Origin of the sequence: Pseudomonas sp. DSV-1, from assembly GCF_035830915.1 — a bacterium.
Classification (GTDB): Bacteria; Pseudomonadota; Gammaproteobacteria; order Pseudomonadales; family Pseudomonadaceae; genus Aquipseudomonas.
Genome location: NZ_JAYMYG010000001.1, coordinates 817,612 through 832,072, shown reverse-complemented (window position 1 = coordinate 832,072; position 14,461 = coordinate 817,612). Strand labels below are relative to the sequence as shown.

The following is a 14,461-nucleotide window of genomic DNA, read 5'->3' as shown; positions in this document are numbered from 1 at the left end:
AGTTGCTCATGCTTGATCCTCAGGGGCCGGGGCAGGAGCCGTCGGCGCAGGATTGCGGGTGATGAACATTGCATCACCGTAACTAAAGAAGCGGTACCCATGCTCAACCGCAGCCTTGTAGGCCGCCATGGTTTCGGGATAACCGGCGAACGCCGAAACCAGCATCAACAGCGTGGATTCCGGCAAATGGAAATTGGTCACCAGCGCATCGACCACATGAAACGGTCGGCCCGGGAAAATAAAGATATCGGTATCACCACTGAACGGTTTGAGCACGCCATCACGGGCGGCGCTCTCCAGCGAACGCACGCTGGTGGTGCCCACGGCAATCACCCGCCCGCCACGGGCACGGCATGCGGCCACGGCATCAACCACATCCTGGCCCACTTCGAGCCATTCGGTATGCATATGGTGATCTTCAAGACGCTCAACCCGCACCGGCTGGAAAGTACCCGCGCCCACGTGCAAGGTCACAAATGCCGTCTCGACGCCCTTGGCAGCGATAGCCTGCATCAGCGGCTCGTCAAAATGCAGGCCTGCCGTTGGCGCAGCCACGGCACCCAGGCGCTGCGCGTACACGGTTTGATACCGTTCGCGGTCAGAGCCTTCGTCCGGACGATCGATATAGGGCGGCAATGGCATGTGCCCGACACGGTCCAGCAGGGGCAAAACCTCTTCGGCAAAGCCCAGTTCGAACAACGCATCGTGACGTGCCAGCATCTCGGCTTCGCCACCACCGTCAATCAGGATTTTCGACCCTGGTTTTGGCGACTTGCTGGAGCGCACATGGGCCAGCACGCGGTGGCTGTCGAGCACCCGCTCAACCAGAATTTCCAGCTTGCCGCCCGACGCCTTTTGGCCAAACAAGCGAGCCGGAATCACCCGGGTATTGTTAAACACCATCAAGTCGCCCGGGCGTAAATGCTCAAGCAAATCAGTGAATTGACGATGTGCCAGTGCTCCGCTCTCCCCATCAAGGGTCAGCAGGCGACTGTTGCGGCGCTCCGCCAAAGGATGGCGTGCGATGAGCGAATCAGGGAGTTCGAAAGTAAAGTCAGCAACGCGCATGATAGGTTTCGTCTAGCAGGGCCGGGGAGTTTAACGGACTTAGTAAAAATAGACCAATAAGTTGTTGACCGACCTAAACCTCATCTCTATACTTCGCCGCCATTGAGCCCTGATGGCGGAATTGGTAGACGCGGCGGATTCAAAATCCGTTTTCGAAAGGAGTGGGAGTTCGAGTCTCCCTCGGGGCACCATATAGCAGTACCTGCAAGTCTCTACCAGGACTTGCAGCACAGAGAAACCGGCCCCCGAGCCGGTTTTTTTGTGCCTGAAAAACACCTCGGGCACCCCGGCCTGTATCCCAAACAAACCCATTGAATTCGGGATACAAGCAACCGCACCAACCAGCGTTACGGGATCTCTGGCTCGACTAGCCTGGCCAGCAATACCAGGGATTCCTGCCACCCGAGATAGCACGCCTCGGGTGGAATGATCCCGGGGATGCCCTCTTGCACCACGCTCAATTCAACTCCGCAAAAGACCTCTCGCAAAGTTACCGTTGTCTGCATCACTCCCGGCAGGTCAGGATCATCAAAGGTGTCCGTGTAGCGGATCATTTCATGGGGCACCAATTCAACGTACTCCCCGCCAAACGAGTGGACCTGACCGCTGTTGAAGTTGGTAAACGACATTTTGTACGTCCCGCCCACCTTTGCTTCCAGGTGGTGGACCTTGCCCGTGAATCCGTTCGGGGGCAGCCATTTGACCAGGGCATCGGCATCCAGAAATGCACGGTAGACGCGCTCTGGTGTTGCTTTGATGACGCGGTGAAGCCGGATCACATGCGTGGCCATGACAACTCCTGAAGTTATCGGATATCTCGGCTCTATAGTTTAGAAGACCACCCGCCCCTCGGGGCTTACGGTGACGAGTGACCTTTGTTGCGCACGATCGCCTCCAGGACATCAACGCTCGCGAACATTGCGGTAAAGCATCAGGCGCGCACTTTCATGCAATCCCAGGGTCAAGGCTTGCAGACGTTGAAACTCTTCAGGGTGCTGCTGCGCCACATCCTCCCTGGGAGTTTGCGACGCCAGGTCATGCAGCGTCGGTGAGCTGCCGTCGTGCTGCATTTGCAGCAGGAAGTCCTTGGTCACCCCTCCGATCACCGGAAAGGTCCCTTCGCTCAGTACCAACGGCACCATTCGCTCTCCCTCCGGCACAGGCTGCTGGATATCCCTGCCCATCGCACCATTGAGAAAGGGAATACCGGCCATGCCCGCCACGGTCGGCAGCAGGTCCGACAGACCAACCGCTTCTTCGATCACTTTGGGCTGCAACCTGCCTGGCGCGTAGATCAACAGCGGCACGTTGTTACTTTCAAGCCCCAGCTGTTCAAAGGCCGGCGCCATGTACGGTATCTGGCTGATGCGGGTGTTATGGTCGCCGAAGAACACAAAAATGGTGTTGTCGTGGTAACCCCCCGCCTTGGCAATTTCCATCAGCCGACCAATGTTGTAGTCCAGCAGACGCACGGCGTTGTATTGCTCGACACTGCGCGAACCAGCGGCCTGGACCTGTTCCAGGGAAAGATCTTTGACCACGAAATTGTCGTTGCTGGCGGGTATGGTAAATGGCCGGTGATTGCCGGAAGTCTGCACGTAAGCAAAGAACGGCTGGTCCCTGGCTACGGCGCGCAAGATGTCGTCACTCTCCTTGAACAGGTCCAGGTCGGAGATGCCCCACACATCCACCCGCGGCGAGCGCCAGTGACGCTCATCATAAAGCTTCACACCCTCGATACTCTGCCGGATCAATCCATTGATATTGGCCCAACCGGCATTGCCGCCGATCATGTAGAACTTCTGGTACGCCTCGAAGGCATTGATCAATGTGTGTTGGCGGGTAATCAGGGGGTTACGGGTTGCGGTTTCCTGGCGGGTGACGTCAGGCACACCGGTAATGCTGCCCCAGACCGTTTTCGCAGTGCCGGTGACCGGCACGTAGAAGTGTTTGAAGAACCAGCTCTGACTGGCCAGCCGGTCCAGATTCGGCGTGGGGTTGAGGGGGTTGCCGTAAGCACCCACGGCGCTGGTTCCCAGGGATTCAAGCATGACGAACATGACGTTGGGCGCACGCTCACCGGCAAATCGGTAAGGCTGCACGGCTTGCTCACGCACAAAGCTCAATTGCTCGGCATCGGGCCGCGTTACACCCAGGTAGTGCGCCACTTGGGGGTAATGCTCTCGGACTTTGGCTTCATCGAATTGCGACTGCCCGACCCTGAGGGTGTCGAACAAAAACAGCACCGGGTTAAGGCCGACGGCGGCGGTCTGGTTATTGCCGGAAAAGAAAGCATCGCTCCAGCGCAGAGGCACCGGGTTTTCCAGGTTGAGATTGGCCACGCGTCCCAACAGTGAAAGCAGGATGGCAACGACGCCGATCACGGCCACGGACGCTATGGCAACGACGCCTGCAGACTGCTTTTCACGATCCAGGGTGATCCGCTCAAGACGAATCAGCGCGTAGGTCCACAGCACAACGGCCATCAGCCAGCTCAGGGTTATCCACAGCACCGGGTAGGTTTCCCAGACCATCTGCCGTGAAATCTGCGCGTCCTCCAGGTAACGCAGCACTGTGGCATTAAGACGTACGCCCAGGTAGGCGTAATGACCAAAGTCGATGATGTACACCAATCCGACTACGCCCAACACCAGCAACAAGTAGCCGCGCGCCAGCCAGCGCAATGCTCGCGTGTTCAGCAGGTTCCAGCGCGGCAGCCATGCCAGCAGAGCCAGCGGCAGCAACATCAGTACGGCCAGGCGCAGGTCGAAACGCAGGCCAATGCCCAGGGTTTCCAGCAGCGCGGCCTCTTGCAGGTCCACACCGGAAAAGCCCAGCACAAAAATCAGCCGCAGGCAGACCAGCAACGCAAATACCAACCCGATGGCGCATATGCCGTAACGCAGGCGCCGTGAGTACAACCCTCCCATCATTGACCTCGCTGCAGTTTTAAAAGAGGACGCCAGCCAGCCATCACCAGCATCCATAACCCGACCACCAGGCAGTAGCCTGTCAGCAACGGGTCGATCAGATAGTCCCAGTAGTTTTCCGAAGCCTTGAGCCGCAGGGTAAAAGCCACGGTTGCCGCCGCCAGCATCCACACCGCCAGGCTATTGCGCAGCGCCAGCATCAGCAGGGCCACCGCCCCCACCAGCACAATCATCGGCCGGGGGTTGAAGCCCCAGCGGTAAGGATCGAAATAAGTCAGCCCCAGAGTGGCCGGATACAGAACCAGACTCAGGGCGCCAAACAGCAGCACCACCTGCAGTCGCTGCGCGCTCTTGAGTGGCTGCACCACACCCAGGCGGTGCAAGCAGACCCACGCCAATAACACCAGGGTGGTGATTGCCAGGTCATCGGTAAAGCTGCGCACATAACCCGCCAGCGCCAGCTCATTGACCGGAATGAAACTCACCACCACCAGTACCGGCAGCAACCAGGGACGCCAGCGCGCACCGAAGCGCACAGTACTTATCAGTACAAAACCCAGCAGGACAAAACTCAAATGGGCTTGCCACATTGAAAACATCACAGTCGCTCCGCCAGCCAGGCCTCATTGAAGCTGACATGTTTGATAAACGTGTTATTCCACGAGTACACCAGGTGGTACATGCCATCCGGGCTGCGACTGAAGTACGGATACTCGTATTCGAATTCACAGCCACGGGGTTTACACACGCGGTAATCCAGGTTGCTCAGAAAACGCTGCGCCAGGCCCAAACGGCGGGCGCCGCTGGACGCACGAAACCCTTCGCCGATGATTTCCTTGTAAGCCTCAGGGGAGAACGGTTGACCCAGCGGGTCGGGGGACTGGTCCAGTTCCACCAGGGTGCGCCACTGATCAAGCTGCGCATCGGTGCCGTAAAGGCTGAGTTTGAAGCGCCCGTCCTCAAGGTCATTGAGGGCCACCAGCAAACCGTCGTCCGCCGTACCGATTGCCGACAACGACGAATTGGGGTTGGAAGGTTCCAGCGGATACGGCTCACTCCAGGTCTGCCCGGCGTCTTGCGTGCGGCTGGCGAGCACCCGGTGATGGGTTTCACCGGCGTAGCGCAACATGGCGATTGCACGCTGGCCATCCTGAGCAACGATGGTCGGTTGCAGTGAGTGCTTGCCACGGCTGATGCGGAATTTATCGATGACTGCACCGTCGGCGCTCAAGTACAGGTACTCGGCAAACTTGCCCATGAACTCGTGGTACACCGGCAGGCCAATCGAGCCATCGGCATGAAACACAGGGGCAGCACGCACCAGGGTGCTGATGTTGAAGAACGGTGACGTCACCAACTGCCGGGGCGCCGACCAGTTCGCGCCCATGTCTTGCGAGACCATCACATTGATCGCGCTGGTGGCCCAGCCGCCCACCGACACCGAGACATAAAACATCCACAGTCGATTGTCAGGTCCCAGGGCGATGACCGGGTTGCCCAGCTTGCGTATATAACGCCGGGTGCCGTCGCGGGTTGTCTCACGGGTAACCAGTATTTGCTCCGGGCCCCACTCGGTGGTTTTGGCATCAAAACGTGCAATGCGTACCTGCACGTCGGCAGCGCCCTCCCGGGAACCGGCAAACCATACCGCCATCAGGTCGCCGCCTGGCAGGGCCGTGACGGAGGACGAATGGACAAAGTCATTGAGATGGGAGGATACAAAGCGACTGTTGAATTGCGGGGCGTCCGTAGTGGACCCCCCTTCCTTGTCGACCAGGGCAAAAGGCGCCAGCACATGGGGCGGATGGCTGAGCCATGCGGCAGAAAACACCAGTAGCAGGCAGCTGATCAGTAAAAACGGGCGCATAGAAAACCTGTTGAAAAGAGAGTTACTGAACAGGGTCATCCGGCAATCGCCTCCTGCGGCCGGTGAGCATGGATAACGGCAGGTTGTCCCGCACCTGGATACTTTCAAACAACGCCGCCAGCACATGAATGATCACCAGGGCCAGCAGCACATTGGCCGTGGCTTCATGCAAAAGCAGCGGCCAGTCGACGCCCCACAAGGCGTCGACTTCCTGCATCAGAAAACCGCTGACACCCAGGGTCAGCAGGGCCAGCAACATCAGGATCATCACCAGCGCCCCCAAGGGCGAATGGCCAAGGCGATGCTGCGCACGGCCATTGAGCAGCGAACGCACATGGCCACTCAATCGCGCAGGTGTTGGCCAAAAGTCAGCCCAACGCGCACTGCGCGGGCCAACAAATCCCCACACCAGCCGCACCAGCAGCCAGGCCACGGCGTAATAGCCCAGCCAGACGTGCCAGTCGTCACCCGCTTCACTGAAGAAGTAATTGGCGACAAAGACTGCCGCGATGGAGAGATGAAACACCCTCACCAGCGGGTCCCAGAGGCGCAGGAATTGCTCCGGCATCAGCCCTTGATCTCGGTCTTCACGGCTTTACCCGTCACAGGGTCGTGATAGATCTCGACCTTGCGTTTACCTTTGTCAAAACCGTAGATCTCGTAGCAATTGCCATCGGTGATCTTGAACTTGCTGATCTCGTAACCCTGGGCTTTCAGTTGTTCCTGAAAAGCCTTCGGGTCCTGCCATTGCGAGCGCTCGGCAGAGGTACATTGCGGGCCGGCGATTGCCAGGGGGCTGGTAATCACCAAGGACAGCAGGAGAATTTTGCGCATGGAAATACCCTCAGTAGACGTAGGAAATCCACTGTGCAAAACCAACCTTAGGAAAAGCTTAGTTGGCAACGAGCTGTAACATCTTTCCGGGAATAGCCCCGGCCTGAACACGGCATGATGCCGCCGTTTCCTACAGAGATTGTGCTATGCGCCTGCTCCTCGTCGAAGATGATCGCGCCTTGGGCCAAGGCATTCGCGTGGCGCTCAGCGCCGAAGGCTATACCCTGGACTGGCTGCAAGACGGCGTCAGTGCCCTGCATGCCCTGCGCAGCGAAAGCTTCGATTTGCTGCTGCTCGACCTGGGCTTGCCGCGCCTCGATGGCTTGACGCTGCTGCAACAACTGCGCGCCGAGCAACACGACATTCCGGTGCTGATCCTCACGGCCCGCGACGGTACCGGGGAACGTATCGCCGGCCTCGATGCAGGCGCAGACGATTACCTGATCAAACCCTTCGACGTTGAAGAGCTGAAGGCCCGTGTCCGCGCCCTGTTGCGCCGCAGCCAGGGTCGGGCACAACCGCTGCTCGAGCACACCGGTATCAGCCTCGACCCGGCGACCCAGCAAGTCAGCTACCTGGGCCTGGACATCATCGTCACCCCGATGGAATACCAGTTGCTTCATCAACTGATGGTGCGCCCCGGCAAAGTGATCACCCGCGAACGCTTGTCCCGCGCCCTTTATGGCTGGCAGGACCGGGTCGAAAGCAACACCCTGGAAGTGCTGATTCATAACCTGCGCAAAAAGCTGTCCGTCGAACTGATCCGCACCGTGCGTGGTGTCGGTTATGTGATGGAGCTCAAGCCATGAACTCGGTGCGTGCGCGCATTCTCATCCCGGTACTGATCCTGATCCTGCTGGGCGATGCCCTGATCAGCTGGCTGGTGTTGCGCGACAGCCACCATGAAATCGAAGAAGTCTATGACGCCCAGCTCGCCCAAACCGCCCGTCTGCTGCAAGGCGTACTGAACCAGCACGAGCCGGGCGAAAACAACTGGGACCGCCTCTATCGGGCTTTTGACGACGCCATGAGTCGGGTAGGCGAGGACGGTCCGGCCCATCCTTACGAAACTCGCCTGACCTTCCAGGTCTGGCGTAGCGACGGCCAACTGCTCGTGCGTTCTGCCCAAGCGCCAGTCCTGGAGTCACCGCCCACCACGCTGGGCTCCCACGACATCATCGAAAACGGCAATGACTGGTGCGCCTTTCTGCTTGCCGACCCGCAACAGGGCTTGCTGATCTGGGTGGGCGAGCGCGATGACATTCGCCAGGACCTGATCCAGCGCATCGTGCGCCACACCCTGTGGCCCACCCTCATTGGCGTTCCCCTGCTGACCATCTTTATCTGGCTGACCATCGGCTGGGGCCTCACCCCACTGCGCGCGATGGCCAGCGCCATTCGAGGGCGCAATACCAACACCTTGCAAGCACTGAATCTCAAGCCGTTGCCAAGGGACCTGGAGCCGATGCAAACCGCGCTGAACCAGTTGCTGGTGCAGATGGACAACCTGCTGGAGCGAGAACGGCGATTCATTGCCGATGCCGCTCATGAGCTGCGTACACCACTGGCCATACTGCGCATACATGCCCAGAACGCCCAAGGCGCCGCCACCCTGGAACAGCGCCAGGAAGCCCTTGATTTCCTGGTGAGCGGCGTTGACCGGGCCACACGAATTGGCAGCCAGTTGCTGACCATGGCACGCATTGAGCCGAGCCTGAACACCACGACTCGCAGTACCGTGCAGTTGACCGTATTGGTGCGCGAAGAGCTGGCAGAACTGACACCCCTGGCGATGGAAAAAGGCGTTGAGCTGATACTGGAAGGTGATGAGGAGTGCCGGGTTGAAACCGACCCTGTGGCCCTGGCCATTGCGTTGCAGAACCTGGTCACCAATGCGCTGAACTTCTCGCCAGCGGGTAGCGAGGTCAAGGTCCTGGTCTGCGCACAACCCTGCGGGGGCATCCATTTGCGGGTTGAAGATTGCGGCCCGGGTATCGAGGAACAGTGCGTCGAGCGGCTGTTCGAACGCTTTTACAGTCAGGGCCACGCCAACGGCGCAGGTCTGGGGCTGGCCATAGTGGAAATGATTGCCCGTAAAATAGGCGCCAGCCTGCAACTCTATAATCGCCCCCAGGGTGGCCTGTGCGCCGAACTGCGTCTGGAGCCGTGTATCCCGGCTCGTGTGGTGCCCTGTACAATCGCGCCAGCCCACACTCCCCTGATCAAACACTGAACTGACTAAAGGACCCGGACTATGGAATTGACGCTGGAGGCAGTCGCCCTTTTCTCTCTCAAACTGATGCATGAGACAGACGGTGGCAGCCCGATTTTGCGCGACGATCCGGCCATGAGCGACTACCAGCGGGACGTCTTTGCCTTTGAGCTGAACAAGGGCAACTTCGACGCCATCCAGCTTAAAGTCGAGCGATGCCTGAACCTGGCGCTTGAGGCGCTGGGCGGTGCGCATACGGCCATGGGACGAGAGCTGCTCAAGCTGTCCGGCGATTTCACACAGGCCCAAACCCTGGAACAGATGCACCCCGCGCTGCTGACGCTCAAGGGTTACCTGAAAGAGGTGCAGTGATCACTGCCCCTGGAGTGTCTCAATGTAGGCCAGCAGGTTCTCGATTTTCTCGGAGTCACTGATCCCCCAGAAGATCATCCGTGTACCGCTCACCACCTTTTTGGGTGCCTCGATATACGCCGCCAGTTTTTCCCGCGTCCACACCACGCCGGAGTTCTTCATGGCATCAGAATACTGATAGCCCGCGCTCGTGCCCGCCAACCGCCCGATCACGCCATTGAGTTGCGGGCCAAAACCGTTCCGGGCGTTTTCCCCGATGCTGTGACAACCACCACAGGTATGGCGTTCAAGATTGCGGAACGCGCTCGATATAAGACTTGAAACACTGCCCCTTCACCTTGTTGCTGAACTTTTCTGCAGCAGCCCATTGTTTTTCTTTTGTATCTTCTACCGGGTATGCCTGGGCTTCGCGTAAAAATCGCACGCGCATTTTCCTGGTGATGTCCGAAGGCTCATGGTAGGCATCGTAAACATAATCAACGGGCCTGCCCTCCTGTCGACTCAACATGATTGAGGCCGCATCAAGTGCCCAGCCGTCGCAATAAGACACTTCGCCGTTACTGAACTGGATAACGCCGTCCTTCATGGTCCAGGCCCCGGCTCCGCCCGCTACGAGCAAGCCCATTGCAGCTACCAGGGCTGACGCTGTCTTGCGCATGTTCATCTTCCTTCCCTGAAAAAACCGGAGGGTATCACCGCATCAACATAAATGCTGAAAGCCTCTCGTGCTGCCCCTTGGCCTTTTTTTAGCCAGCAGAAAAGCGATGATCGCGGCCCGGCATCAATGTGGAGGATCTTGCCGATGGAATTGCCCCTGGACGGACTCAATATAGGCCAGCAGGTTGTCGATCTTCTCCTGGTCGCTGATGCCCCAGAAGATCATCCGCGTGCCGCTCACCACTTTTTTCGGGGCTTCTATGTAGGCGGCCAGTTTTTCCCGGCTCCACACCACGCCTGAATTTTTCATGGCGTCGGAGTACAGGTAGCCCTCGCTGGTGCCCGCCTGACGTCCGATCACGCCATTAAGCTGCGGGCCAAAACCATTGCGCGCGTTAAGCCCGATGCTGTGGCAACCGCCACAGGTTTTAGTGAACAGCTTGCCCCCCGCTTCAGCATCCCCCGCGGCTATCGCACCGTTACTCAAAAAAACGGCACAGAAGCTCAGGGTCAACACGGCTGGGTACTTCATCGGCAGCTCCATCAGGTGAGGGTGTTCAGGCTCAGGCGGCAATTATGCCTGTACGGCTGCGCCGACACCTTGCTGGCGGTCAAAATCTGCTCTTACCCCGCAAATCCGCCTTCATCCAGAAACGTGCGCTCCTGCCCGGTGGTCTCGCGCCCAAGCACATCATTGCGATGGGGAAAGCGCCCGAATTGGCGGATGATCTCGGCGTGCTCTTGCGCCCATACGCTGGCTTGCGGGCCAAGGCTGTGATGCAGTTGCAACGACAGCTGCTGGTCGGCAGCGTCTTCGGAGTGCTCGAACGGCAAATAACAGAACAGCCGCAAGTCTGCTTCAAGCGCCTTGTCCATGCCGCCATCGATCATGTGCCGGGCGTAAAAGCGTGCCAGCGGGTCGGTGGCAAACATGTGCGCGGTGCCGCGAAATGAATTCCGCGGATACTGGTCCAGCAACAACAGCAAGGCCAGCGCGCCTTCGGGCTGCGCCATCCAGTGCTCAAGCTCGCGCCTGGCGGCTTGAAAATGAGCCCGGTAGAAGGTCTCGCGAAATACAGCATCGAACGCCTCATCCTTGGCGAACCAGTGCTTTGGCCCTGCCTGCTTCCAGAATTCAATCACCGCACCCGGCGTTGTTTGCCCATTGTTTTCGGTGGTTGCCACGGTCTTATCCTCAGTAGTTGACCAAGCCTCAACTGTAGGTCTGCTCCGCCAGCAACACCACTGCAATCAGGACCATCACCGCGCCGGACACCCGGCTGACGTTTTTCGCAGCAGCAGGCCGGGTCTGCAACACGGCCCGGGCGCTGAAGCCGACCATGAGATACACCACCGCGCAACTGACCGCATGCAATGCACCCAGGGCAATGATTTGCGTGGGTATTGGCCAGGTCGACAGCGGGTCGGTAAATTGCGGCAAAAGGGCAAGAAACAACAACAGCACCTTGGGGTTCAGGCCGCTCACGCACAAACCTTTCCAGGCCCAGCGCGACCACGAGTCGGATACCTGCCCCTGCCCCGACTGAGGTGTCGCGGGGTCTCTGAGCATGCAAACCCCCAACCACAGCAAATACACGGCCCCGGCAACTGTCAGCCCGGTAAGAATCATCGGATTGCGCGCCACCAGGCCCCCCACACCCGCCGCTACAATCACCGTGGCCAGCAGATGCCCCGACAACATCCCCGCCACCGCAGGCGTCACCAACCGTCCTCGCATGCCCGCAGAAATGGCGTAAGCCCAATCGGCGCCGGGAGTAATGATGAACAAAAATGACACCGCCCAAAAAGCGGCCAAGACGCTGAGAGTCAAAGGGATTTCCTTTCTACGCTGGAATCGTGATGGTTTTTCAGGCGCCGCAGCCCCCTGCCTCTGCCAGCGTTAAAAGCGCCAGCGAGTAAAAGAAGAATAAGGAAATGCTGGTAGGATTATCTTTCGTTTATCCCAACCTATAGCCATCACAAGGGAAGGTTCTTCCACGTGGACCGAATAGACAGAAAGATTCTTGCGCAGCTACAAGCCGACGGCCGACTTTCGGTTACCGAACTGGCAGAACGGGTTGGCCTTAGCCTCTCGCCCTGCCATCGCCGCGTGCGGGCGCTGGAAGACTCAGGCGTGATCCTGGGCTATCGGGCCCTGCTGGCCCCCAGCGAGTTGGGCCTGAATTTTTCCGCGATGGTGTTCGTTACCCTGCGTGAAGTGACCCGTCAGGCGATTGCTGACTTTGAAACGGCGGTCATCGAAACCTCACAAATCGTCGATGCCCAACGGCTGTTCGGCGACCCGGATTATCTGCTGCATGTGGTCGCAGCCGATCTGCCAGCCTTTCAGCAGCTTTACGACGAGCGCCTGACCTCGCTGCCCAACGTCCAGCGACTGACCTCAACGCTGGTGATGAAGCGGGTCATTCAGGACCGCATGCTGCCGCTGTGAGGCCGCATAAAAACATGCGGGAGCTGGCTTGCCTGCGATGCAGACGATGCGCTGTCACTGCAAAACCGCAGTGATCCAATCGCGAGCAAGCCCGCTCCCACAGGGCGAGTGCAACCCGAACATTAATCCGCCAACGGCATCAACCCTGCTGCCAGGGCATCCAGCAAAACACGGACCTTGGGCAATGCCTGACGGCTTTTTGGCCACACCAGATTGATCGCCAAACCTTCGCTCGCCAGGTGGGGCAGCACTTCGACCAATGAACCATCGGCCAAATGCTGCTTGATCAGCCAGGTGGGCAACTGGGCGATGCCGCACCCCGCCAGCACCGTCATCACTTGCCCTTCCCCATCTCCTACGATGTACCTGGCGGGCATCACCCGGCGCTCTATGTCTCCGGGGCGGCTGCCTGCAAAGTTCCAGGGGCTGACCGTGCCGTCGGCCCGCCCATAGGCCACACACTGGTGATGCTCCAGATCGCGGTCGGTCAAAGGCGTGCCGTGAATGCTCAGATAAGCTGGCGCGGCACAGAACACATGGCGCTCACGGCCCAGAAAACGGTGTTCCAGCGCAGCAGGCCAAATATCCGGCCCACCCACCCGCACGACGATATCCACACCCTCTTCGACCGGATCGATAAAGCGGTCTGAGAACGAAATGTGCGGCAGCAACAGGGCATGTTTCTGGACACACTGCAAAATGACCGGCAACGCCTGCAACCGCCCAAAGGCTGCAGGCAAGTCGATGCGGATCCTGCCTTGCGGCTCGGCATTATCGGCCTGCATGGCCAGCTCGGCTTCTTCCAGCTCGGCCAGCACCCCGGTGCACGTGCGATAGAATGCCGCCCCGGCATCAGTCAATGCCAAGCGCCGGGTAGAGCGCTGAAACACACGTACCCCAAGCCTGTTTTCCAGGCGTGCGATGGCCTTGCTGATCGCCGAAGCGGTCAGGTTCAAGCGCTCGGCAGCCGCCCTAAAACTGCCTGAATCCGCAACACAGACAAAGACATCGATACCCTTCAAGCGCTCGGAAGAAAACATGCACGCCCCGCCATTAGTGAATTCAGTTCATCTCATTCGATAAAATGTATCGCAAATACGCCTGCACTTCCCCAGTAAGCTTGACACCAAGCCCTTACCCAAGCATCAGGCACTTTTTATGACCTCGCACAAACCCACCGTTTTAATCACCGGCGCCACGGGCCAGATCGGCGGCGACACCCTGCGCAACCTCATGGCCGACGACACCATCACGCTGGTCGCGGCAGTACGCTCCCCCGCCAAGGCCAAGCCCTTTGAAGACCAGGGCATTCGCACCGTGATCCTGGACTTCGATAAAGAAGAGACCCTGGCCCCGGCGCTGCAAGGCATCGATCGCGCCCTGCTCGTGACCGGCTATACCGTGGACATGCTGCGCCAGAGCAAGGCGTTTCTCGATCAGGCAAAACAAGCCGGGGTGCAGCACATGGTGCATCTGGGCGCCTGCGGGCGTGACGACACCACCATCGGCCATTGGGCCTGGCACCAGTTCGTGGAGCGCTATATTGAATGGTCGGGCTTTTCGTTCACCCACTTGCGGCCCGAGTGTTTCATGCAAAACCTGCTCAGCTACGATGGCACCCAGGCCGTAAAAGCCGGGGTCATCGAGCAATACACCGGTGATACGCCATTCAGTTGGGTAGATGGCGAAGACGTTGCCCGAGTAGCGGCACAAGCACTGCTCAACCCGGCCAGACATGGGGGCAAGACCTACCGCCTGGGCTACGACGTGCAATCCTATGGCAATATCGCGGCCATCATGACCCGGGTGCTGGAGCAGCCGTTCAGCTACAACGCCCAGTCACCGGACGTATTTTTGGACAACATGCGCGCAGCCGGAGCCGAAATGGCCTACATGACGTGCGTAAAAGACAACTTCGCACGGATGGCTGCCGGGAAGATTCCCGGGGCCGACGAGACCTTTGACAACTTCTTCGAAATCACGGGCCGCCAGCCGGTGCGCTGGGAAGACTTTGTGCAAAAGCACCGCAAGGTTTTTGCCTATTGATACAGCCCTTTAGCCGCTGCCAC

The 14,461-nt window shown here is 59.0% G+C and carries 17 protein-coding genes, 1 tRNA gene and 1 pseudogene; 6 read left to right on the top strand and 13 right to left on the bottom strand.

The genetic code is table 11. The annotated features are described in order from the left end of the window. Window positions 1-6: 6 nt before the first annotated feature. Entirely contained in the window at window positions 7-1,068 is a 1,062-nt protein-coding gene (gene queA / locus VSQ83_RS03965) for a tRNA preQ1(34) S-adenosylmethionine ribosyltransferase-isomerase QueA (protein ID WP_095001476.1), read from the bottom strand. Window positions 1,069-1,174: 106 nt separating this feature from the next. Between queA and VSQ83_RS03960 the strand changes: the two genes are divergently transcribed. Next, a tRNA-Leu gene (locus VSQ83_RS03960) sits at window positions 1,175-1,259 on the top strand. 156 nt (window positions 1,260-1,415) lie between these two features. Here VSQ83_RS03960 and VSQ83_RS03955 read toward each other — a convergent pair. The 6 genes from VSQ83_RS03955 to VSQ83_RS03930 form a co-directional block, all read right to left on the bottom strand. After that, window positions 1,416-1,859 (bottom strand): SRPBCC family protein, encoded by a 444-nt coding sequence (locus VSQ83_RS03955; protein ID WP_326425371.1) that lies wholly within the window; start codon window positions 1,857-1,859, stop codon window positions 1,416-1,418. A gap of 111 nt (window positions 1,860-1,970) precedes the next feature. After that, complete coding sequence (locus VSQ83_RS03950; protein WP_326425369.1) at window positions 1,971-3,998, bottom strand: LTA synthase family protein; 2,028 nt, start codon at window positions 3,996-3,998, stop codon at window positions 1,971-1,973. Further along, the gene (locus VSQ83_RS03945) at window positions 3,998-4,597 is read right to left on the bottom strand and encodes a hypothetical protein (RefSeq protein WP_133079539.1); all 600 of its coding nucleotides are present in this window, start codon (window positions 4,595-4,597) and stop codon (window positions 3,998-4,000) included. The genes VSQ83_RS03950 and VSQ83_RS03945 overlap by 1 nt, the downstream gene beginning before the upstream one ends. Continuing rightward, window positions 4,597-5,865, bottom strand: a complete 1,269-nt coding sequence (locus VSQ83_RS03940) for a sialidase family protein (RefSeq protein WP_326425367.1) — start codon at window positions 5,863-5,865, stop codon at window positions 4,597-4,599. Before VSQ83_RS03940 ends, VSQ83_RS03945 begins: the two co-directional genes overlap by 1 nt. Before the next feature lie 22 nt (window positions 5,866-5,887). After that, complete coding sequence (locus tag VSQ83_RS03935) at window positions 5,888-6,433, bottom strand: cytochrome b/b6 domain-containing protein (protein WP_326425365.1); 546 nt, start codon at window positions 6,431-6,433, stop codon at window positions 5,888-5,890. Continuing rightward, window positions 6,433-6,699 (bottom strand): PepSY domain-containing protein, encoded by a 267-nt coding sequence (locus tag VSQ83_RS03930; RefSeq protein ID WP_326425363.1) that lies wholly within the window; start codon window positions 6,697-6,699, stop codon window positions 6,433-6,435. Before VSQ83_RS03930 ends, VSQ83_RS03935 begins: the two co-directional genes overlap by 1 nt. A gap of 146 nt (window positions 6,700-6,845) precedes the next feature. On the opposite strand from VSQ83_RS03930, the gene VSQ83_RS03925 reads away from it, so the two are divergent. From VSQ83_RS03925 to VSQ83_RS03915, 3 genes are read left to right on the top strand one after another with little or no spacing between them, the layout of a single operon-like run. After that, window positions 6,846-7,508, top strand: coding sequence for a response regulator (locus VSQ83_RS03925; protein WP_133079535.1), 663 nt, complete (start codon window positions 6,846-6,848; stop codon window positions 7,506-7,508). Further along, window positions 7,505-8,932 carry a sensor histidine kinase gene (locus VSQ83_RS03920; protein WP_326425361.1) on the top strand — a complete coding sequence of 476 codons (1,428 nt, stop codon included), beginning with the start codon at window positions 7,505-7,507 and terminating at the stop codon, window positions 8,930-8,932. The genes VSQ83_RS03925 and VSQ83_RS03920 overlap by 4 nt, the downstream gene beginning before the upstream one ends. Window positions 8,933-8,953: 21 nt before the next feature. Then, complete coding sequence (locus VSQ83_RS03915; protein ID WP_326425359.1) at window positions 8,954-9,283, top strand: hypothetical protein; 330 nt, start codon at window positions 8,954-8,956, stop codon at window positions 9,281-9,283. Here the strand turns inward: VSQ83_RS03915 and VSQ83_RS03910 are convergent. The 5 genes and pseudogenes from VSQ83_RS03910 to VSQ83_RS03890 form a co-directional block, all read right to left on the bottom strand. Next, window positions 9,284-9,562 (bottom strand): annotated as a pseudogene (locus VSQ83_RS03910) (c-type cytochrome); the annotation flags it as partial. 7 nt (window positions 9,563-9,569) lie between these two features. Beyond that, a complete protein-coding gene (locus VSQ83_RS03905) occupies window positions 9,570-9,941 on the bottom strand; it encodes a hypothetical protein (protein WP_133079532.1) in 372 nt (123 codons plus the stop codon). A gap of 123 nt (window positions 9,942-10,064) precedes the next feature. After that, window positions 10,065-10,472 (bottom strand): c-type cytochrome, encoded by a 408-nt coding sequence (locus VSQ83_RS03900; protein WP_133079531.1) that lies wholly within the window; start codon window positions 10,470-10,472, stop codon window positions 10,065-10,067. Window positions 10,473-10,564: 92 nt separating this feature from the next. Beyond that, window positions 10,565-11,125, bottom strand: a complete 561-nt coding sequence (locus VSQ83_RS03895; protein ID WP_326425356.1) for a DUF924 family protein — start codon at window positions 11,123-11,125, stop codon at window positions 10,565-10,567. 28 nt (window positions 11,126-11,153) lie between these two features. Then, complete coding sequence (locus tag VSQ83_RS03890; RefSeq protein WP_219260885.1) at window positions 11,154-11,771, bottom strand: LysE family translocator; 618 nt, start codon at window positions 11,769-11,771, stop codon at window positions 11,154-11,156. Window positions 11,772-11,939: 168 nt separating this feature from the next. On the opposite strand from VSQ83_RS03890, the gene VSQ83_RS03885 reads away from it, so the two are divergent. Further along, window positions 11,940-12,392: an Lrp/AsnC family transcriptional regulator gene (locus VSQ83_RS03885; protein ID WP_133079528.1), complete on the top strand. Its 453-nt coding sequence runs from the start codon at window positions 11,940-11,942 to the stop codon at window positions 12,390-12,392. Window positions 12,393-12,514: 122 nt separating this feature from the next. Here the strand turns inward: VSQ83_RS03885 and VSQ83_RS03880 are convergent, their stop codons facing one another. Beyond that, complete coding sequence (locus tag VSQ83_RS03880; protein WP_326425354.1) at window positions 12,515-13,432, bottom strand: LysR family transcriptional regulator; 918 nt, start codon at window positions 13,430-13,432, stop codon at window positions 12,515-12,517. 118 nt (window positions 13,433-13,550) lie between these two features. On the opposite strand from VSQ83_RS03880, the gene VSQ83_RS03875 reads away from it, so the two are divergent. Continuing rightward, window positions 13,551-14,438 carry an SDR family oxidoreductase gene (locus tag VSQ83_RS03875; RefSeq protein WP_133079526.1) on the top strand — a complete coding sequence of 296 codons (888 nt, stop codon included), beginning with the start codon at window positions 13,551-13,553 and terminating at the stop codon, window positions 14,436-14,438. Window positions 14,439-14,461: the final 23 nt, after the last annotated feature.

Excerpts from the sequence above, each read along its gene's own strand:
- VSQ83_RS03915 (WP_326425359.1), top strand. The coding sequence starts at position 8,954 with ATGGAATTGACGCTGGAGGCAGTCGCCCTTTTCTCTCTCAAACTGATG.
- VSQ83_RS03935 (WP_326425365.1), bottom strand. The coding sequence starts at position 6,433 with ATGCCGGAGCAATTCCTGCGCCTCTGGGACCCGCTGGTGAGGGTGTTT.
- VSQ83_RS03900 (WP_133079531.1), bottom strand. The coding sequence starts at position 10,472 with ATGAAGTACCCAGCCGTGTTGACCCTGAGCTTCTGTGCCGTTTTTTTG.
- VSQ83_RS03945 (WP_133079539.1), bottom strand. The coding sequence starts at position 4,597 with ATGTTTTCAATGTGGCAAGCCCATTTGAGTTTTGTCCTGCTGGGTTTT.
- VSQ83_RS03920 (WP_326425361.1), top strand. The coding sequence starts at position 7,505 with ATGAACTCGGTGCGTGCGCGCATTCTCATCCCGGTACTGATCCTGATC.
- VSQ83_RS03950 (WP_326425369.1), bottom strand. The coding sequence starts at position 3,998 with ATGGGAGGGTTGTACTCACGGCGCCTGCGTTACGGCATATGCGCCATC.
- VSQ83_RS03955 (WP_326425371.1), bottom strand. The coding sequence starts at position 1,859 with ATGGCCACGCATGTGATCCGGCTTCACCGCGTCATCAAAGCAACACCA.
- VSQ83_RS03925 (WP_133079535.1), top strand. The coding sequence starts at position 6,846 with ATGCGCCTGCTCCTCGTCGAAGATGATCGCGCCTTGGGCCAAGGCATT.
- queA (WP_095001476.1), bottom strand. The coding sequence starts at position 1,068 with ATGCGCGTTGCTGACTTTACTTTCGAACTCCCTGATTCGCTCATCGCA.
- VSQ83_RS03930 (WP_326425363.1), bottom strand. The coding sequence starts at position 6,699 with ATGCGCAAAATTCTCCTGCTGTCCTTGGTGATTACCAGCCCCCTGGCA.
- VSQ83_RS03875 (WP_133079526.1), top strand. The coding sequence starts at position 13,551 with ATGACCTCGCACAAACCCACCGTTTTAATCACCGGCGCCACGGGCCAG.
- VSQ83_RS03905 (WP_133079532.1), bottom strand. The coding sequence starts at position 9,941 with ATGCGCAAGACAGCGTCAGCCCTGGTAGCTGCAATGGGCTTGCTCGTA.
- VSQ83_RS03940 (WP_326425367.1), bottom strand. The coding sequence starts at position 5,865 with ATGCGCCCGTTTTTACTGATCAGCTGCCTGCTACTGGTGTTTTCTGCC.
- VSQ83_RS03880 (WP_326425354.1), bottom strand. The coding sequence starts at position 13,432 with ATGTTTTCTTCCGAGCGCTTGAAGGGTATCGATGTCTTTGTCTGTGTT.